The organism is Serratia sp. (in: enterobacteria) (assembly GCF_051654945.1).
GTDB lineage: Bacteria > Pseudomonadota > Gammaproteobacteria > Enterobacterales > Enterobacteriaceae > Chania.
Genome location: NZ_JBOFZA010000056.1, coordinates 50222 through 67781, shown reverse-complemented (window position 1 = coordinate 67781; position 17560 = coordinate 50222). Strand labels below are relative to the sequence as shown.

At 55.8% G+C, this 17560-nt stretch carries 15 protein-coding genes; 9 read left to right on the top strand and 6 right to left on the bottom strand.

What is annotated here, in order from left to right; genetic code table 11:
* The first annotated feature begins 420 nt into the window (after window positions 1-420).
* On the top strand, window positions 421-780 hold the full coding sequence (gene queD, locus ACRDCA_RS08260) for a 6-carboxytetrahydropterin synthase QueD (RefSeq protein ID WP_021179400.1): 360 nt from the start codon (window positions 421-423) through the stop codon (window positions 778-780).
* Between the two features lie 119 nt (window positions 781-899).
* Here queD and queE read toward each other — a convergent pair whose 3' ends face one another.
* Complete coding sequence (gene queE / locus ACRDCA_RS08255; RefSeq protein WP_438689101.1) at window positions 900-1571, bottom strand: 7-carboxy-7-deazaguanine synthase QueE; 672 nt, start codon at window positions 1569-1571, stop codon at window positions 900-902.
* A 325-nt stretch (window positions 1572-1896) separates the two neighbouring features.
* Between queE and ACRDCA_RS08250 the strand changes: the two genes are divergently transcribed.
* From ACRDCA_RS08250 to ACRDCA_RS08215, 8 genes are all read left to right on the top strand, one after another.
* A complete protein-coding gene (locus ACRDCA_RS08250) occupies window positions 1897-3234 on the top strand; it encodes an MFS transporter (protein ID WP_438689100.1) in 1338 nt (445 codons plus the stop codon).
* A gap of 369 nt (window positions 3235-3603) precedes the next feature.
* Window positions 3604-5295 carry a urocanate hydratase gene (hutU, locus tag ACRDCA_RS08245; protein ID WP_438689099.1) on the top strand — a complete coding sequence of 564 codons (1692 nt, stop codon included), beginning with the start codon at window positions 3604-3606 and terminating at the stop codon, window positions 5293-5295.
* Window positions 5292-6827 (top strand): histidine ammonia-lyase, encoded by a 1536-nt coding sequence (hutH, locus tag ACRDCA_RS08240; protein ID WP_438689098.1) that lies wholly within the window; start codon window positions 5292-5294, stop codon window positions 6825-6827. Before hutU ends, hutH begins: the two co-directional genes overlap by 4 nt.
* Window positions 6828-6967: 140 nt before the next feature.
* Complete coding sequence (locus ACRDCA_RS08235; RefSeq protein WP_438689097.1) at window positions 6968-8362, top strand: amino acid permease; 1395 nt, start codon at window positions 6968-6970, stop codon at window positions 8360-8362.
* 57 nt (window positions 8363-8419) lie between these two features.
* A complete protein-coding gene (locus tag ACRDCA_RS08230) occupies window positions 8420-9400 on the top strand; it encodes an ABC transporter substrate-binding protein (RefSeq protein ID WP_438689096.1) in 981 nt (326 codons plus the stop codon).
* A 128-nt stretch (window positions 9401-9528) separates the two neighbouring features.
* Window positions 9529-10374 (top strand): ABC transporter permease, encoded by an 846-nt coding sequence (locus ACRDCA_RS08225; protein ID WP_438689095.1) that lies wholly within the window; start codon window positions 9529-9531, stop codon window positions 10372-10374.
* Window positions 10375-10379: 5 nt separating this feature from the next.
* Entirely contained in the window at window positions 10380-11237 is an 858-nt protein-coding gene (locus tag ACRDCA_RS08220; RefSeq protein WP_438689094.1) for a quaternary amine ABC transporter ATP-binding protein, read from the top strand.
* Between the two features lie 10 nt (window positions 11238-11247).
* Window positions 11248-12765 (top strand): HAL/PAL/TAL family ammonia-lyase, encoded by a 1518-nt coding sequence (locus tag ACRDCA_RS08215; RefSeq protein ID WP_438689093.1) that lies wholly within the window; start codon window positions 11248-11250, stop codon window positions 12763-12765.
* A gap of 62 nt (window positions 12766-12827) precedes the next feature.
* Here ACRDCA_RS08215 and ACRDCA_RS08210 read toward each other — a convergent pair whose 3' ends face one another.
* From ACRDCA_RS08210 to ACRDCA_RS08190, 5 genes are all read right to left on the bottom strand, one after another.
* Complete coding sequence (locus ACRDCA_RS08210; RefSeq protein WP_438689092.1) at window positions 12828-14021, bottom strand: methionine gamma-lyase; 1194 nt, start codon at window positions 14019-14021, stop codon at window positions 12828-12830.
* A 33-nt stretch (window positions 14022-14054) separates the two neighbouring features.
* Window positions 14055-14426, bottom strand: coding sequence for a hypothetical protein (locus ACRDCA_RS08205; protein ID WP_438689091.1), 372 nt, complete (start codon window positions 14424-14426; stop codon window positions 14055-14057).
* 11 nt (window positions 14427-14437) lie between these two features.
* Window positions 14438-15628, bottom strand: coding sequence for an NAD(P)/FAD-dependent oxidoreductase (locus ACRDCA_RS08200; RefSeq protein ID WP_438689090.1), 1191 nt, complete (start codon window positions 15626-15628; stop codon window positions 14438-14440).
* A 290-nt stretch (window positions 15629-15918) separates the two neighbouring features.
* Window positions 15919-16779, bottom strand: a complete 861-nt coding sequence (locus tag ACRDCA_RS08195; RefSeq protein ID WP_438689089.1) for a hypothetical protein — start codon at window positions 16777-16779, stop codon at window positions 15919-15921.
* Between the two features lie 31 nt (window positions 16780-16810).
* Window positions 16811-17554, bottom strand: coding sequence for a fimbrial biogenesis chaperone (locus ACRDCA_RS08190; protein ID WP_438689088.1), 744 nt, complete (start codon window positions 17552-17554; stop codon window positions 16811-16813).
* Window positions 17555-17560 lie beyond the last annotated feature (6 nt).

Sequence of the window (17560 nt, the reverse complement as noted above, 5' to 3'; positions counted from 1 at the left end):
GCGGTACGGATATCCTATGCTTAGCCAGTGTCAGTCGCTGTAATTGTTGTTGTGTGATGTCCTGAAAAGACCAGGAGAGTTTGTAAGGTTACCGAGCGTCATTGCAACGATTAAATAAGGGATAGCAATAATTAATAACCAAAACGACTAAGCAGTTTTCCTGGTAAGGGATAGTGGCTAAATCGTTAGATGGTAATTTTTAATTGATTGATATTTATATGGTTATTTTATAAAAAGTGAAATGACTCGCATTTGAGGTTGGATGATGCGCCCGATAAGTCTTTCTATGGCCGAACAAATTTATTCTCGCGCCGCCCCATGAAGATCAAGCGCGAGACCCTATCAGGTGAGTAAGATTAGTCAGCAGGCTCACTTTCCGTTACTATTCGGCGGTTTTTTGAGTCAATGAGGCCGTAGCAAATGGCAACCACGCTATTTAAAGATTTTCAGTTTGAAGCCGCACACCACCTGCCAAACGTACCGGAGGGCCACAAATGCGGCCGTCTGCACGGGCATTCGTTCATGGTGCGTATCGAAGTTACCGGAGAAGTGGACGCCCACACCGGCTGGGTGATGGATTTTGCCGAGCTGAAGGCCGCCTTCAAGCCTATCTGGCAGCGCCTGGACCACTATAATCTGAACGACATCCCTGGCCTGGAGAATCCGACCAGCGAAGTGCTTGCCGCCTGGATTTGGCAGCAGTTGAAACCGCAACTGCCAGAACTGTCGGCGGTGATGGTCAAAGAGACCTGTACCGCGGGCTGCGTATATAAAGGTTAATAGATGAAGGGGTTTGGCCAAGTGCGATTCCCCTCACCCTAACCCTCTCCCCAAGGAGAGGGAACCGATCGAGTTCGCTGATATTTCCCACATTTTCTGGAGCAAATCTGGGGGGAGTTTCAGGCGATATTCAGATACTTGTGCGTCTGCATCGAAAGCCGCCAGTTGCGGGCAATGCAGGTTTCAATACATAGCCGCGTCGCATCTTCCTTTTGGCTAATCGGCTGCAAGGCGATAATCCGGTGCTTTTCGTCGTGCAACGTCGCCAGCAACTCGTCCAACGCCTCAATATCACGCTCCCGCCCAACCGGATGTTTGATCTCATCGGCCCGCATCAGCGCCTGCTCTATCACCTTCAAGCCACCGCGCATATTCACTTTGGGTGAAACAGTTACCCAGGTATTGGGAGTACAGAGGATTTCATGGGTACCGCTGGTTTCGATCTGGCAGCCAAAACCCGCATTCTCAAACAGCTTGGTCATCGGGATCAGATCGTAGATGCACGGCTCTCCGCCGGTGATCACGATATGACGTGCGGTATAGCCCTGCTGCTCGATCACCTCCAGCAACTGTTCTGCGCTGGCGCTGCCCCAGGCATCGCTCTCGGCTGTTTTCACCAGGATGCGCTGCATATCCACTTCCCGATCGGCGTCCTTTTCCCAGGTGTGTTTGGTATCGCACCAGCTGCATCCCACCGGGCAACCCTGTAGACGAATAAAAATGGCTGGAACGCCGGTGAAATAGCCTTCGCCCTGCAAGGTCTGGAACATCTCGTTAATCGGGTACTGCATCGCTTTCTCAATTTCGAAGGGGAAAGAGGCATTATCGCAGATCCCACCCGGACGGCCAAACCGGGAAAATTGTATGAAATCTTTTCCCGTTACCAACAACCAGCAGCTTTCTCCAGCTAACCCGCTAATAGGTGGCGTTTATTGCAGCCTTAACGCCAACGGCCGATGTTATCCACCTCGCAAAACAAACATACAATTAACAAATAATTTAAAAATATTTGACACAAACCATGACAGTGACGCAGATGTATAGACAGGCAGGCACAAGTCGGGCGCAGTTCCGACGATCCATCCATCAGCATCATTTCTGCGTTCAGAGGGGATTATGGCTCACTCCACCGAGTTGAATATTCAGCAGGCAATCGACGACAGCAAGTTTTCGCTGTTTCACTGGACCTTGATCATCCTGGGTTTCCTGATCCTGGCGATCGACGGTTACGATACGGCGGCGATGGGCTATATCGCCCCTTCGGTGGCCAAAGACTGGGGGATCGTCAAACAGGATCTGGGGCCGGTATTAAGCGCTGCGCTGCTGGGCCTTTCGTTGGGCGCCCTGATTGCCGGGCCGATTTCCGACCGCGTTGGCCGCAAGCGGGTGCTGGTGTTTTCCTGCCTGTTCTTCGGCCTGTCCAGTCTGGCCACCGCCTACGCAGGCTCACTCAATAGCCTGACGCTATGGCGTTTCCTCACCGGGCTTGGGCTGGGTGCCGCCATGCCCAATGCCATCACGCTGATCTCCGAATACGCCCCGCAGCGTTGCCGATCGCTGGCCATCAACACCATGTACTGCGGATTTCCGCTGGGAGCGGCTGGCGGTGGTGCCATCTCTTCGTGGCTGATCCCCGCTTACGGCTGGCACAGCGTGTTGCTGCTGGGAGCTATTGCCCCGCTGTTGCTCACCATACTGTTGATCCTGCTGCTGCCGGAATCGGTAAAATATATGGTGAACCGTGGCCATGATGCGGCCAAAATCAAACAGATTGCCCAACGCTTTATCAGCCACAATATCAGCCATATCTCCCGTTTCTACCTGTATGAAGACAAGCTGGCCTTGTCAAAAACCAGCGTCGGCCTGCTGTTCAGCCGCCCCTACCTGGTGGGAACGCTGATGCTATGGCTGACCTATTTTATGGGGTTGGTGATCTACTACGTATTACTGAGCTGGATGCCGCTATTGATGCAAGGGCTGGGATATCAGCTTGAGCAGTCGGCGATCCTGACTTCACTGTTCACCTTTGGCGGTACGCTGGGGATCCTGATGGCCGGTTGGTTGATGGATCGCTGGAATGCCCACAAGGTGGTAGCCACCGGCTTTGCCATCAGCGCCCTGCTGATTGTGGCGATGGCCACCGAGGATAGCCAGATCGTGCTGCTCGGTACCTTTATCTTCCTGATGGGCATCACCATGAACGGCGCGCAATCCGGCCTGCAAACTCTGGCGGCTACCTATTACCCGACACACAGCCGCGCGACCGGTATTGCCTGGATGCAGGGGATTGGCCGCTTTGGCGGCGTGGCTGGCACCATGATGGCGGCCCAGCTATTGGCGATGGAGTGGCAGGTACAAAGTATTTTGCTGTTTCTGGCGATCCCGGCGCTGTTGGCCAGCCTGGCTACGGTATTCAAACTGACGCGCTCGAGCATATTACAACCCGTTCTTTAATCTTCTCCAGGGCGCGCTCCCGCGCCCTGCTTCCCCCGGCAATAGGTTTTTTTTATCGCCCCCGCTTAGTTGTAATCCATATGTAAAATTATTGTGATTTATCGCTCAAAAATGACACTATTTTAATTCATTTTTGTAGAGCAGCTCACTGTTTTGCCGCGTCTGGCTAATGGACTTAATCCGAAAAACAAATTTAACCGAATGATTTATAAAGCAAATAATCTTTGCTTATGCCGTTTTTCTCAAATCGTCGTCGCTGTTGCATATGCTTGTACATACAAGTATATGTTAATAAACCCTGCTCATTGTTATGACCGGTGTTTACGTCATGAGATGAGATTTGTACCGATACCGTTTGAGGAACTAGCTGTGACTGCAAATAACAAAGTTCGCCATGTTGATATTCGCGCGCCCCGCGGCACACAATTAACGGCCAAAAGCTGGCTGACCGAAGCGCCGCTGCGCATGCTGATGAACAACCTCGATCCTGAAGTGGCTGAAAACCCACATGAACTGGTGGTTTATGGCGGTATCGGCCGCGCAGCCCGTGATTGGGACTGTTACGACAAGATCGTTGCCACCCTCAAAACGCTGGAAGACGACGAAACCTTGCTGGTGCAGTCCGGCAAGCCGGTCGGCGTGTTCAAAACCCACAGCAACGCCCCGCGCGTGCTGATTGCCAACTCCAACCTGGTGCCACATTGGGCCACCTGGGAACACTTTAACGAGCTGGATGCCAAAGGTCTGGCAATGTATGGCCAGATGACCGCCGGCAGTTGGATCTACATCGGTAGCCAGGGCATCGTGCAAGGGACTTACGAAACCTTCGTCGAAGCTGGCCGCCAGCACTACGACGGCAGCCTGAAAGGCCGCTGGGTGCTGACCGCCGGGCTGGGTGGCATGGGTGGCGCACAGCCTCTGGCCGCTACCTTGGCCGGGGCCAGCTCGCTCAACATTGAATGCCAGCAAAGCCGTATCGATTTCCGTCTGAAAACCCGCTATGTCGATGAGCAGGCGACCGATCTGGATGACGCACTGGCGCGTCTGAAAAAATACTGTGCCGAAGGCAAAGCCATTTCGATCGCCCTGTGTGGCAACGCGGCAGAAATCCTGCCTGAACTGGTCAAGCGCGGCGTGCGTCCGGATATGGTCACCGACCAGACCAGTGCCCACGATCCGCTCAACGGTTATCTGCCAAAAGGCTGGAACTGGGAAGAGTATCGCCGCCGTGCGCAAACCGAGCCTGCGGTGGTGGTAAAGGCCGCCAAGCAGTCGATGGCCGAACACGTCGAAGCCATGTTAGCGTTCCAGAAGCTGGGCGTGCCAACCTTCGACTACGGCAATAATATCCGCCAGATGGCTAAAGAGATGGGCGTCACCAACGCCTTTGACTTCCCAGGCTTTGTGCCTGCCTATATTCGCCCGCTGTTCTGCCGTGGCGTAGGCCCGTTCCGTTGGGCTGCGCTGTCCGGCGATCCGCAGGATATCTACAAGACCGATGCGATGGTCAAAGAGCTGATCCCAGACGATGAGCACCTGCATCGTTGGCTGGATATGGCGCGTGAACGCATCAGCTTCCAGGGTCTGCCAGCGCGGATCTGCTGGGTCGGCCTGGGTCAACGCGCCAAGCTGGGGCTGGCATTTAACGAGATGGTACGCAGCGGCGAGCTTTCGGCTCCTATCGTGATTGGCCGTGACCACCTGGACTCCGGCTCGGTAGCCAGCCCGAACCGCGAAACCGAATCAATGAAAGATGGCTCTGATGCCGTGTCCGACTGGCCGCTGCTCAATGCCCTGCTCAACACCGCCAGCGGTGCCACCTGGGTGTCTCTGCACCACGGCGGCGGCGTCGGTATGGGCTTCTCCCAACACTCCGGCATGGTGATCGTCTGTGACGGCACCGATGAAGCCGCCGAGCGTATCGCCCGCGTGCTGCATAACGACCCGGCCACCGGCGTGATGCGCCATGCCGATGCGGGTTACGACATCGCTATCGACTGTGCTCGCGAGCAAGGCCTGAACCTGCCAATGGTTGCCGCAACTCAGGGAGACAAAGCATGAAAGCTCTGACTATCCGCCCGGGCAAGCTGACGCTGGCCGAACTGCGCCAGGTATATCAACACCCGGTGACCCTGACGCTGGACGACAACGCCTATGGCCCAATCCAGCAAAGCGTATCCTGTGTCGAACGCATCGTGGAAGAGAACCGCACCACTTACGGCATCAATACCGGGTTTGGCCTGCTGGCCTCCACCCGTATCGCCCGTGAGGACTTGGAGAACCTGCAACGCTCTATCGTGCTGTCACATGCGGCTGGCGTCGGTGCGCCTACTGACGACAATCTGGTGCGCCTGATTATGGTGCTGAAAATCAACAGCCTGTCACGTGGCTTCTCCGGCATCCGTCTGGAAGTGATCCAGGCGCTGATGGCGCTGGTGAATGCCGAAGTGTATCCGCATATTCCGCTGAAAGGTTCCGTTGGCGCTTCCGGCGATCTGGCTCCCTTGGCCCATATGAGCCTGGTGCTGCTGGGTGAAGGCAAAGCCCGCTATCAGGGCGAGTGGTTGCCGGCCACCGAAGCGCTGGCCAAAGCGGGTCTGAAGCCATTAACGCTGGCGGCCAAAGAGGGCCTGGCATTGCTGAACGGCACCCAGGTTTCCGCCGCCTTTGCGCTGCGTGGCCTGTTTGATGCCGAAGACCTGTATGCTGCCGCCACCGTTACCGGCAGCCTGACCGTCGAGGCCGCTCTGGGTTCTCGTAGCCCGTTCGATCCGCGCATTCACGAAGTCCGTGGCCAACGTGGGCAGATCGACGCCGCCGCCGCTTATCGCCACCTGCTTGGGGCGCGTAGCGCGGTGTCTGATTCACACGCCAACTGCGAGAAGGTGCAAGATCCTTACTCTCTGCGCTGTCAGCCGCAGGTGATGGGTGCCTGCCTGACGCAAATCCGTCAGGCCGCAGAGGTGCTGGAAATTGAGGCCAACGCCGTTTCCGATAATCCGCTGGTGTTTGCCGAACAGGGTGATGTGCTGTCCGGCGGCAACTTCCACGCCGAGCCGGTCGCCATGGCCGCCGATAACCTGGCGCTGGCATTTGCCGAAATCGGTTCACTCTCCGAGCGCCGTATCTCGTTGATGATGGATAAACACATGTCGCAGTTGCCCCCGTTCCTGGTGGATAACGGCGGGGTGAACTCCGGCTTTATGATCGCTCAGGTTACCGCCGCTGCGCTGACCAGCGAGAACAAGGCCTTGGCACACCCGGCCAGCGTCGACAGCATCCCGACGTCTGCCAACCAGGAAGACCATGTCTCGATGGCACCGGCAGCGGGCCGTCGCCTATGGGAAATGGCGGATAACGTCCGCGGCATTCTGGCCGTGGAATGGTTAGCCGCTTGCCAGGGGCTGGATCTGCGTAAGGGCCTGCAAACCACCGCAGGTCTGGAGCAGGCACGCCATCTGCTGCGCGAACACGTTGCCTACTACGATAAGGACCGGTTCTTCGCCCCCGATATCGAAGCGGCCAGCCAACTGTTGGCAGCAGGCCATCTGACCGCTCTGGTCCCTACCGCATTGTTACCTAGCCAGGCGTAACGCCTTTAGGCCGTGCCCCGTCAGTCTGGAGCACGGCTTATTACCCTGCACAATTCGTCTTCTATCCCGCCAGGGCTCGTTCCCCCGGCGTGGATAGCGCTGCCTGTCCGACAACAATATGATTAAAACGGAGAAGCAACATGCGTAATGAGAAACCCCAGCTCCGGCGTGGCCTGAACGCGCGACATATCCGCTTTATGGCCCTCGGTTCGGCTATCGGCACCGGTCTGTTTTATGGTTCCGCTGGCGCTATTCAACTGGCTGGCCCGGCCGTGCTGCTTGCCTATCTGGTGGGCGGCGCGGCGGTATTTATGGTGATGCGAGCCTTGGGGGAAATGGCGGTGCATCAGCCCGTCTCCGGCTCCTTCGGCCACTATGCCAGTCATTATCTCGGCCCGTTGGCCGGGTTCCTCACCGGCTGGACCTACACCTTTGAAATGGTGATCGTGGCGCTGGCCGACGTGACGGCCTTCGGTATCTATATGGGGCTATGGTTCCCGGACGTCGCGCAATGGGTCTGGGTGCTGAGCATCATTCTGTTTATCGGCGCGCTTAACCTGTGCAGCGTCAAAGTGTTTGGCGAGATGGAGTTCTGGCTGTCGCTGGTCAAGGTTGCCGCCATCGTGGCGATGATCATTGGCGGAGCCGCCGTGATGCTGTTCGGTTTCGGCGTGACGCAGGAAGCTACAGGGTTCAGCAACCTGTGGCAGCACGGTGGATTTATGCCAAACGGCATTGGTGGCGTCATCGCCTCTCTGGCGGTGGTGATGTTTGCCTTCGGCGGCATTGAAATCATCGGCATCACCGCCAGCGAAGCCAAAGATCCTGCCAAGGTATTGCCCAAGGCAATCAACGCGGTCCCCGTCCGTATCCTGTTGTTCTACGTACTGACCTTGCTGGTATTGATGTCGATCTACCCATGGAACAGCATCGGCCAGAACGGTAGCCCGTTTGTCGAAATCTTCAGCCATATGGGCATCAGCTCGGCGGCTAACGTGTTGAACGTGGTGGTGATCACCGCCGCCATCTCCGCCATCAACAGCGATATCTTTGGCGCTGGCCGCATGATGTACGGCATGGCACAGGATGGCCAGGCACCGAAGGCCTTCACCAAGCTGACCGGCAACGGCGTGCCTTGGATGACAGTGTTAGTGATGTCCATCGCGCTGCTGCTGGCCGTCGTGCTCAACTACCTGATCCCCAAACAGATATTCATCATCATTGCCTCCATCGCCACCTTTGCCACGGTATGGGTGTGGCTGATGATCCTGCTGTCACAAATCGCCATGCGCCGGACGCTCACTAAAGATGAAGTGACCAGGCTGAGCTTCCCGGTGCCTTGGTGGCCGGTCGCTCCCGCCTTGGCTACGGCGTTTATGGTCTTCGTGATCGGCCTGCTCGGTTACTTCGAGGAAAGCCGTATCGCGCTGTATGTCGGGCTAGTCTGGGTAGCCTTCCTGACGCTGGCTTATACGTTGTGGGTACGCAAAAAAGGTGGGGGTTCACCCGCCGTAGTCTCAACGGAAAGCCGGTAATAACGGCCCGTCGTTCCCGGGCTTATCAACTGACCCCATAATCAAGGGAAATGCGCTATGCAAACAACAACATCGGGATTATTGAAAACGCTGTGGGTGCCGCTAATTGCCATTGGGCTGAGCATGGGCAGCGTTTCCGCCAAGGCTGCCGGCTGGTGCGAGTCTGGCAAGCCGGTTAAATTTGCCGGTTTGAATTGGGAAAGCGGCATGCTGCTGACCGATATCATGCAGTACGTGCTGCAAAAAGGGTACGACTGCCAAACCGATGCCCTCCCGGGCAACTCCATCACCATGGAACAGGCCGTCGGCACCAATGATATCCAGGTCTTCGCCGAAGAGTGGATTGGCCGTAGTGAAGTGTGGAACAAGGCCGAGAAAGCCGGTAAAGCGGTCAGCGTAGGAGCACCCATCGTTGGCGCGGTCGAGGGTTGGTATGTCCCGCGTTATGTCATCGAAGGGGACGCCAAGCGTAATATCAAACCCCTGGCCCCTGATCTGAAAAGCATCCCCGACCTGGCAAAATATGCTCAGGTGTTCCGCGATCAGGAAGAACCTGGCAAAGGGCGTTTCTACAACTGCCCTGCCGGCTGGACCTGTGAACTGGATAACAGCACCATCCTGAAAACCTTCAATCTGGCCGATAAGTTCACCAACTTCCGTCCAGGAACCGGCCCGGCGCTGGATACCGCAATCCTTTCCAGTTACCGCCGTGGCGAACCGATCCTGTTCTACTACTGGTCACCCACGCCGATCATGGGCCAGCTCGATCTGGTGAGGCTGGATGAACCGGGTGTGAATAAAACCATCCATATCAAGGTCGGCCTGTCGAGCGTATTTAACCAGCAAGCCCCAGAGCTGGTAGAAGTCTTGGCCAAGGTCAATCTGCCGCTCGATATGGTTAACCAGAATCTGGCCCGCATGAGTAAAGAACGCATCAGCTCACAGAAGCTGGCGCTGGAGTTCTTCAAACAGCACCCGGAAATCTGGCAACAGTGGGTGAGTGAAGACGCAGCGAAGAAAATCCAGGCGTCTTTGTAAGCGCATTCTCTTAGCTTCTCAGCTCAACATCTGACGGGCGCAGCATGCTGCGCCCCTGCGCTGTGGGAGCTTTCAGGTAAACACTTGTCTGGAGCCTTCGCGTTCCAGACCCGATAGGGGCAAAAATCATGTTTCCAGAACGTTTTACCTTCTCTGTCGCCGATTGGATTAACCACTGGGTGGAAATCCTGGTGAATAATTACGGCGATATGTTCCGCAAGATTTCCGATACCTTGCTGTGGGCGGTGATCCAATTGGAAAGCCTGCTGCGTGCGGCCCCCTGGTGGCTGGTGCTGATTATCGTCGGTCTGTTAGCCTGGCATGCCACCCGCCGCGTATTGCCGACGGTGGTGATGGTCGGCCTGCTGCTGTTGGTCGGTACCGCAGGGATGTGGGACAAACTGATGCAAACGCTGGCGCTGGTGTTGGTGGCAACGTTGCTGGCGATAGTGCTCGGTATTCCGCAAGGGATCCTGGCGGCGCGTAGCGATCGGGTACGCTCGGTAATGATGCCATTGATGGACGTCATGCAGACCATGCCAAGCTTCGTCTATCTGATCCCGGTGCTGATGCTGTTCGGGCTGGGTAAAGTCCCGGCGATCCTGGCCACGGTCATTTACGCCACCCCGCCGCTGATCCGCCTGACCGACCTGGGTATCCGCCAGGTCGATAAAGAGGTGATGGAGTCCGTCACCGCTTTCGGAGCCAACCGCTGGCAGAAACTGTTCGGCGTACAATTACCGCTGGCGTTGCCGAGCATTATGGCCGGTATCAATCAGACCACCATGATGTCGCTCTCAATGGTCGTCGTCGCCTCAATGATCGGCGCACGGGGCTTGGGTGAAGATGTGCTGGTGGGCATTCAAACGCTGAACGTCGGACTGGGCCTGGAGGCCGGGCTGGCCATCGTTATTCTGGCCGTGGTCATCGACCGTATCACTCAGGCCTATGGCCGTACCGCCTTTGCGAGGTAATCCCGATGAACAAAATCGAAATCAGAAACGTCTACAAGATTTTTGGTCACAAAACGGCGGCCGCTCTGGCCCTGAGCCAGCAAGGTAAAACCAAGCAGGAAGTCCAGGCGGCCACGGACTGCGTGATCGGCGTGCACGATCTGTCGATGTCGATCGAAGCCGGAGAGATCTTCGTGATCATGGGGCTGTCCGGCTCCGGTAAGTCCACGCTGGTACGCCACTTCAACCGCCTGATCGATCCCACCAGCGGCGAGATCCTGGTAGATGGCGAAGACATCCTGCGTTACGACGAAAAACAGTTGGAGCACTTTCGTCGCCACAAGATCAGCATGGTGTTTCAAAGCTTCGGCCTGTTACCGCATAAAACGGTGCTGGAGAACGTCGCCTATGGGCTGAAAGTACGCGGCGAGAGCAAAGAAACCTGCCAGGAACGGGCGATCCACTGGATCAACACCGTTGGCCTGAAAGGCTATGAGAAATCTTACCCACATCAGCTTTCCGGCGGTATGCGCCAACGAGTGGGTTTGGCGCGTGCGCTGGCGACCAATACCGATATCATTTTGCTGGATGAAGCCTTCAGTGCGCTCGACCCGCTGATCCGTGCCGAGATGCAGGATCAACTGCTGGCGCTGCAAAAAGAGCTACATAAAACGCTGGTGTTTATCACCCACGATCTGGACGAAGCGGTACGCATCGGCAACCGCATTGCCATCCTGAAAGATGGCAAACTGATCCAGGTCGGTACGCCGCATGAAATCCTCAACCACCCGGCCGATGAGTATGTGAACCGTTTCGTGCAGCGCCGCCTGGCACTGGATGAGAATGTACAAAAACCGCGTCCACTGGCCGTCGCCAGCGCTTGAGGAGTCTGGAATGATTTATCCAACTGAGGTGGTGATCGACAGCCAGCCAGTGCGTTGGCAAGACGTCACGGCAGTGGCACGTCACCAGGCTCCACTGAGCCTTTCTGCCGCCGCTTGGGCGCGTATAGAGAATGCCCAGGCGATTGTTCAGCATATCGTCACCAGCCAGCAGCGCGCCTACGGCGTCAATACCGGGCTGGGTGCCTTGTGCAACCAGACGCTGGAGGGAGAACAACTGGCCAAACTCTCCAGCAATACCCTGCTCAGCCATGCCTGCGGAGTGGGCGAGCCACTGTCCGATGAGCAGACCCGCGCCATTATCTGCTGTGCCATTATCAACTACAGTCAGGGTAAATCAGGTATCCAGCGTCCGGTTGTCGAGGCATTACTGGCATTGCTCAATCGGGGAATTACCCCCCGCGTGCCGTCGCAGGGGTCGGTTGGTTACCTGACGCATATGGCTCACGTTGGCGTGGCGCTGCTGGGGTTAGGTGAGGTCAGCTATGGTGGCCAAATCGTCCCCGCCGCGCAGGCGCTAGCGGCCGAGGATATCATCATGCCGACCTTGGGGGCCAAAGACGGGCTGTGCCTGGTCAATGGTACTCCATGCATGAGCGGCTTGAGCTGCCTGGCCTTGGCGGATATTCACCGCCTGCTGCGCTGGGCTGACGTTTTAGGGGCAATGAGCTTTGAAGCGTTACGCGGGCAAATCGCCGCCTTTGATGAAGAGATCCTGGCGCTGAAGCCCCACCCCGGTATGCAGTTGGTTGGGCGTAATCTGCGGACGCTGCTGGCAGGTAGTGAAGTGATTGCCTCCAGTCTGGGGATCCGTACGCAAGATGCCTTGAGCATTCGCTCCATTCCGCAGGTGCACGGCGCTTGCCGCGATCAATTCGCCCATGCTGCGCAGCAAATTGAAACCGAGCTCAACGGCGCGACCGACAATCCTTTGTTACTCGGTACGCCAGAGCATTACCGCATCATGTCGCAGGCCAACCCGCATGGCGAATCCGTGGCGATGGCCGCCGATCTGCTGGCCATCGTGCTGGCAGAGTTGGGGGGTATTGCCGAGCGCCGAATCGATCGCCTGATCAATCCGTTGGTCAGCGGGTTACCGGCCTTCCTGGTCAGCAATCCGGGCGTCAACTCCGGTATGATGATTGCCCAATACGTCGCCGCGTCGCTGTGCGCGGAAAACCGCCAGTTGGCGCAGCCTTGCGTGGTCGATAACTACGTGACCTCGGCCCTGCAGGAGGATCATCTCAGCCTGGGCACCGGGGCCGCTTTGCGGCTACACCGGGCGATTGCCAACAGCACGCAGATCCTGGCGATTGAATACCTGCTGGCGGCGCAGGCCTTCGAATTCCTCAAGGTTGAACGTTTTGGCGAGGGTACACAGCGTGCCTGGCAGCTATTACGCCAGAAGGTGACTCCTTACGATCAGGATCGCTGGTTAGCGCCGGATATTGCCACCAGTGCGGCCATACTGGCTGACGAACGGTTGCTGGCCGAGATAATACCGTTTTGACACAACACCCTCTTCTATAATCAATAAGGTCGATCGGGTCGAACATGTTCGACCCTTGCCCTTCAGCAATGCGCCAGCGCCTGATGGATATCGGCCTTCAGATCCTCAATATCTTCCAGCCCCGCCGAAAGCCTGATCAGGCCGTCGCTGATATGGTGCCGCTGACGCTCCTCTGCGCTGTAAGCCGAATGCGTCATGCTCGCCGGGTGCTGTGCCAATGATTCACAATCCCCCAGGCTCACCGCCCGCAAGATCAGCTGTAACCCGTTGAGGAAGCGGATCCCGGCATCCATACCCCCTTTCAGTTCAAAAGCCAGCATCCCACCGGGGCGACTCATCTGCCGATGAGCCAATTCATACTGTGGGAAGCCCTCTAATCCCGGGTAATACACGCGTTCCACCGCAGGGTGTTGAGCCAACAGCTCGGCGAGTTGCTGAGCATTGTCGCAATGGCGCTCCATACGTAATGGCAGGGTTTTCAGGCCGCGTAGCAACAGAGACGCATCCTGCGCCGACAACACCGCACCGGTCATATCCTTCAAACCAATCAAGCGGATCTCCTGTGCCAGTTCAGCCTTGGCGATCACCAGTCCGGCTAGCAGATCGCCATGTCCACCCAGATATTTGGTGGCAGAGTGCACCACCATATCTGCCCCCAACGCCAGTGGCTGTTGCAGATAAGGCGTGCAATAGGTGTTATCCACCAGCAACAGCGCCCGCGGTTTCCCATGGGTGATTGCGGCAATCGCCGCGATATCAATCAGGCGCATATTCGGGTTGGCTGGCGTTTCGCAATACACCAACCGGGTACGTGGCCCAATGGCCTGCGCCAGTTGCTCTGGCCGCGTCAGGTCAACGTGGGTGATTTTCACGCCATAACGCGCCAGACCATGATGGAAGTAGCTGAAGGTGCAGCCATAAATGGTTTCATCGACGATCAGTTCATCACCCGGTGCCAGCAGCGTCCAGCAGCAGGCGGTGATCGCCCCCATACCGGAGGAGAAGGCCACGGCGGCCTCTCCCCCCTCCAGGTTGGCGATACGCTGCTCCAGTAAATTCAGCGTTGGATTGGCAATACGCGAGTAGAAATAACCCGATTCGGTGCCTGCAAAACAGGCTCCCCCATATTCAGCCGAGGGAAAGGTAAAGGTCGAGCTCATAAACACCGGTGGGCAAAGCGCGCCCAGAAATTGCTGCGGATCATAGCCGTGATGAATGGCGCGTGTAGCGAACGCCTGTTTGGATTGCATTGACATAGCGATGTCCTGTTGCAGGGGGAAGGCTTGCCATCAGGTGTCTGGTGGCAAGGCCGAGGTACGTAAACGCTGGCCGATGATTTGCAACGTGCGCAGCACCAGCATCAATCCCAATAAGGTGTCCGGCTGGCGTAGCAGCGCATAAACCGAACGGTAATTGGCCGCTGAAGTATTCATTTGCAGTTCGCTATGCGCCATCTTCAGCGCCATGCCGCCTTCCCAACCGGCGGCAACAACGCCCTCAAACACGCCAGCCAGTTTTTCCACCAGAGCATTATCCGCAATGTCCGTCAGATCGGACAGCAACGACAGCAAATCGACCACGTTATCCAGCCTGCCGGTCGCCAGCAGCGGATCGAGCTTTGCCAACAGGGCATCTAACGGCTGTGCTTGCGATGAGTCCATATTTCCTCCGTTCAGATCAGTCCACGCACGGTGGCCCAGTACAGGCCACGGTTAAATCCGTTGCGCAGCATGCCGCCCAGTTTGGTGGCGGGAGTGGGGAGCACGTCATGGCGATAGTCATAAACCAGCGGCATACCGGCCTGTAGCCCCATTTGGGCAATCGCCTGTACCTTGCCGTCGTAATGGCTGTGAGGCTGGCCCAGGCGCAGTTCCGCGACAATATTGTCGGCAATCACCGGGGCCTGGTTATGACAGGAGCCGCCCGCCTTGCTCACCGGCAGATCGACGGTATCGCCAATCACATACACGCCCTGCTGGCCATAAACCTGTAGCGTCTGGTGATCGGTGGGCAGCCAACCTTCACCGTTATCGATATCGCTCAGCCCGGTGTTACGCACCGCTTCCACCGCACGGATCGGCGGGGTGGCCATCAGGATGTCGAAGGGTTGTTCGTCACCCTCGGTGGAATAGGCAATGCGCCGTTCACTATCTACTTTTCCCAGGGTAAAACCGCGCTGATGCTTGATGTCGCGGGCGGCAAAAATGCTGGGCAGAACCTCGCCGGTGGGGCGTTGCAGGAACAGGCAATTACGCAGCAGCTGTGAAATGGTCGGGTAGGTATAGACAATTTCGATGTTGTTACGTACCCCGCGCCGCCGGAGATAGTCGTCCAGCATCAGGGTCGTTTCTACCGGGGCAATACCACATTGGTGCGGAACGTTAGGCGTTTGCGGGAACGACACGGTGATAAAAATGCGGCCTTTCTCGATGGTGGCCAGCTTTTGTGCCAATTGGCGCGCCGCCTGATATTGATAAAAGTGATCGCCAGCCTGGGCTAATCCCTCAATCTGTTCTGGCCAAGGCACACAACCGGTGGCAAAGACTAAAAAGTCATAGTTATATTTATTCCCATCGCGGGTATAAATACAGCGCTGTGATAAGTCGAACTGTTCAGCCTTATCAACTATAAACTGAATTTCTGGCCGCAATAAGCTCTGTTGCGGCCGGGTCAATTCTTGTTTAAAAAAAGCGTTAAAGGCGACATACATAAACGCGGGCTTGTAATAATGCACCGGAGAGTCGGAAATCATCATGATTTCAACCTGATTATTGATAACCTCCCGGTGGAGCTTGGCGGCCAAAAGATTAGCCAGTATGGTACCTCCCGTACCACCACCTACAATAATTATCCTACTTCGCATGCCAACCTCGCAGCCTGTATGCAATAAAGTACGATAGCCAATGGAGTTATTCCACCGGCGCTGTCCGACGTATTTCAGCAAGAGGAAATGAGGCATTCCCCTTATAGATTTAAAAGTCTAGTAGTTAAATACTATAAGGCAAAACAAAAAGAACTATAAAAATAGGAATTTTATTACACCAAAGAAATCATAGCATTATGTTGAATGAAACATAACATTAATATCAGAGTAATTAATGGAATGCTATCAATTCAACATTGCATCTATATCACCTTCGCAGCTTTCACCCGCTAAGGCTTGGCAGCATAATCGCGCGACACCGCCTCCAGGCCATAACCGACCATCGCCATATACAGGCTAAAGTAACGTTCTGCCATCACAATAAACGAACTATTTAACTCAATCAGCACGTTGTTTTTAGTGGTAAGCAAGCCTGATTTTTCCGCAGCCTGCAGGATGCGATTGATATGCGTACGGGACACCGAGCTGAACTTGGCAATTTCTGCCGAGGACAACAACAGCATATGGGAATTGTGACGGATACTTTCCATAAACAGGATCAGCAGCACCATATGGCCCGCATCTTTGGTAATAAATAATCCGACCTGTGGTACCAGGTCGATCAGATAGATCTCCCTCGCCATCAGTTGGCCGTAATTCTTGAAGAACGCCGGTAAAAAGCGGCCATGCTCGAGCAGTTCGTCCACCGGAATTTCAGGAGCCACTATCTGGTAAGGCAACGCCATCGAGGATACCAACTGACGGACCTCACGCAGGGCATATTCGGAGGGCGTAAACAGTAGCGTCCGCCGGTCTTGCACATCCTTTTTGACCTCTAGCCAACGACCGACACGCAAGAAGAACAGAAACGAATCCAACGAGTTCTCGCTGATAATATTTTTGCCTTTAAAAAAGGCTTTCACATCCTTCAGTGCCGCCCCGCTTTGGGTGTAATAAATATACATCAGTGTCGAACAGATGATAAACCGGCTGTTACGAAAGATAATTTTGTAAAACAGCGGGTGATGCTGATAGGTCTGCTCGATCATTACACCATGTTGAAGAATCATCTGATGGAACTGTGGCGAGTTTCTTATCCGGGTGGCTCGGAGTTCCATTTCAAGCTCGAGCTGATGTTTATTGGGTATCATCGTATTCTTCCTAGTCTGCATAGCGCAGCTTTTATTGCCGTACGGCATACTGCTGATCGACCGCATTACCCTGGTCATCGATAATGGCAGCGACAACCAGCGGTGAGGCAGTGGCTCCCGGTTGCCCCATCTCGTCTAGCCGATATTTTTTGCTGCTAAAAGGCGGCGTCATCATGTCACTCTCAAGCTGCACCGGATAATCCCGCTGGCCGACGCGCAGCGAAATACGGGCAAAAGAGAGGTGGAAAGCCGAGCGGTTTTCGCACAGCAACACATAATGATTATCTTCTTTTTGTAATGAGAATACCGGCATTGGCACCTCCCGCTCGCTGACCTCCAGTGCCTTGGGGCGATAGAAAATTTTCATCTGGGTATTCATCGCCATGGTTACGCTAGCCAGTTGCGGGGGGCTGACCGGGCGCGTCGGCGGGATTTCGTACAGGTTAATCCAGAAGACAGATTCCCTGTCAGCGGGCAGTGCCTGCTGGTTGTAAACCAGCCGCAGCCCTTTCATGGTATTGGGTTGCATGCTGAACACCGCAGGCAAGCTGACAAAAGGGGCGGTTGATTGCTCGGGAGCCGCATTGACATCCCCATCGTCAACCCAGGTTTGTACCACTACCGGGTAGTCATTGGTATTGAGCAGCATCAGGCTGTTCTCGCTCTCACCCTCACGAAAAATCACCCGCGTCGCAGAGGCAATAATACCGGCCTGGGCCAGCATTGCAGGTAACAACCCACCAAGTAACAGCAACGCACATACGATTTTCTTCATGGATTT

Excerpts from the sequence above, each read along its gene's own strand:
- ACRDCA_RS08210 (WP_438689092.1), bottom strand. The coding sequence starts at position 14,021 with ATGTCAATGCAATCCAAACAGGCGTTCGCTACACGCGCCATTCATCAC.
- ACRDCA_RS08230 (WP_438689096.1), top strand. The coding sequence starts at position 8,420 with ATGCAAACAACAACATCGGGATTATTGAAAACGCTGTGGGTGCCGCTA.
- hutH (WP_438689098.1), top strand. The coding sequence starts at position 5,292 with ATGAAAGCTCTGACTATCCGCCCGGGCAAGCTGACGCTGGCCGAACTG.
- queE (WP_438689101.1), bottom strand. The coding sequence starts at position 1,571 with ATGCAGTACCCGATTAACGAGATGTTCCAGACCTTGCAGGGCGAAGGC.
- ACRDCA_RS08200 (WP_438689090.1), bottom strand. The coding sequence starts at position 15,628 with ATGCGAAGTAGGATAATTATTGTAGGTGGTGGTACGGGAGGTACCATA.
- ACRDCA_RS08195 (WP_438689089.1), bottom strand. The coding sequence starts at position 16,779 with ATGATACCCAATAAACATCAGCTCGAGCTTGAAATGGAACTCCGAGCC.
- ACRDCA_RS08250 (WP_438689100.1), top strand. The coding sequence starts at position 1,897 with ATGGCTCACTCCACCGAGTTGAATATTCAGCAGGCAATCGACGACAGC.
- ACRDCA_RS08225 (WP_438689095.1), top strand. The coding sequence starts at position 9,529 with ATGTTTCCAGAACGTTTTACCTTCTCTGTCGCCGATTGGATTAACCAC.
- ACRDCA_RS08220 (WP_438689094.1), top strand. The coding sequence starts at position 10,380 with ATGAACAAAATCGAAATCAGAAACGTCTACAAGATTTTTGGTCACAAA.
- ACRDCA_RS08190 (WP_438689088.1), bottom strand. The coding sequence starts at position 17,554 with ATGAAGAAAATCGTATGTGCGTTGCTGTTACTTGGTGGGTTGTTACCT.
- ACRDCA_RS08205 (WP_438689091.1), bottom strand. The coding sequence starts at position 14,426 with ATGGACTCATCGCAAGCACAGCCGTTAGATGCCCTGTTGGCAAAGCTC.
- ACRDCA_RS08215 (WP_438689093.1), top strand. The coding sequence starts at position 11,248 with ATGATTTATCCAACTGAGGTGGTGATCGACAGCCAGCCAGTGCGTTGG.
- ACRDCA_RS08235 (WP_438689097.1), top strand. The coding sequence starts at position 6,968 with ATGCGTAATGAGAAACCCCAGCTCCGGCGTGGCCTGAACGCGCGACAT.
- queD (WP_021179400.1), top strand. The coding sequence starts at position 421 with ATGGCAACCACGCTATTTAAAGATTTTCAGTTTGAAGCCGCACACCAC.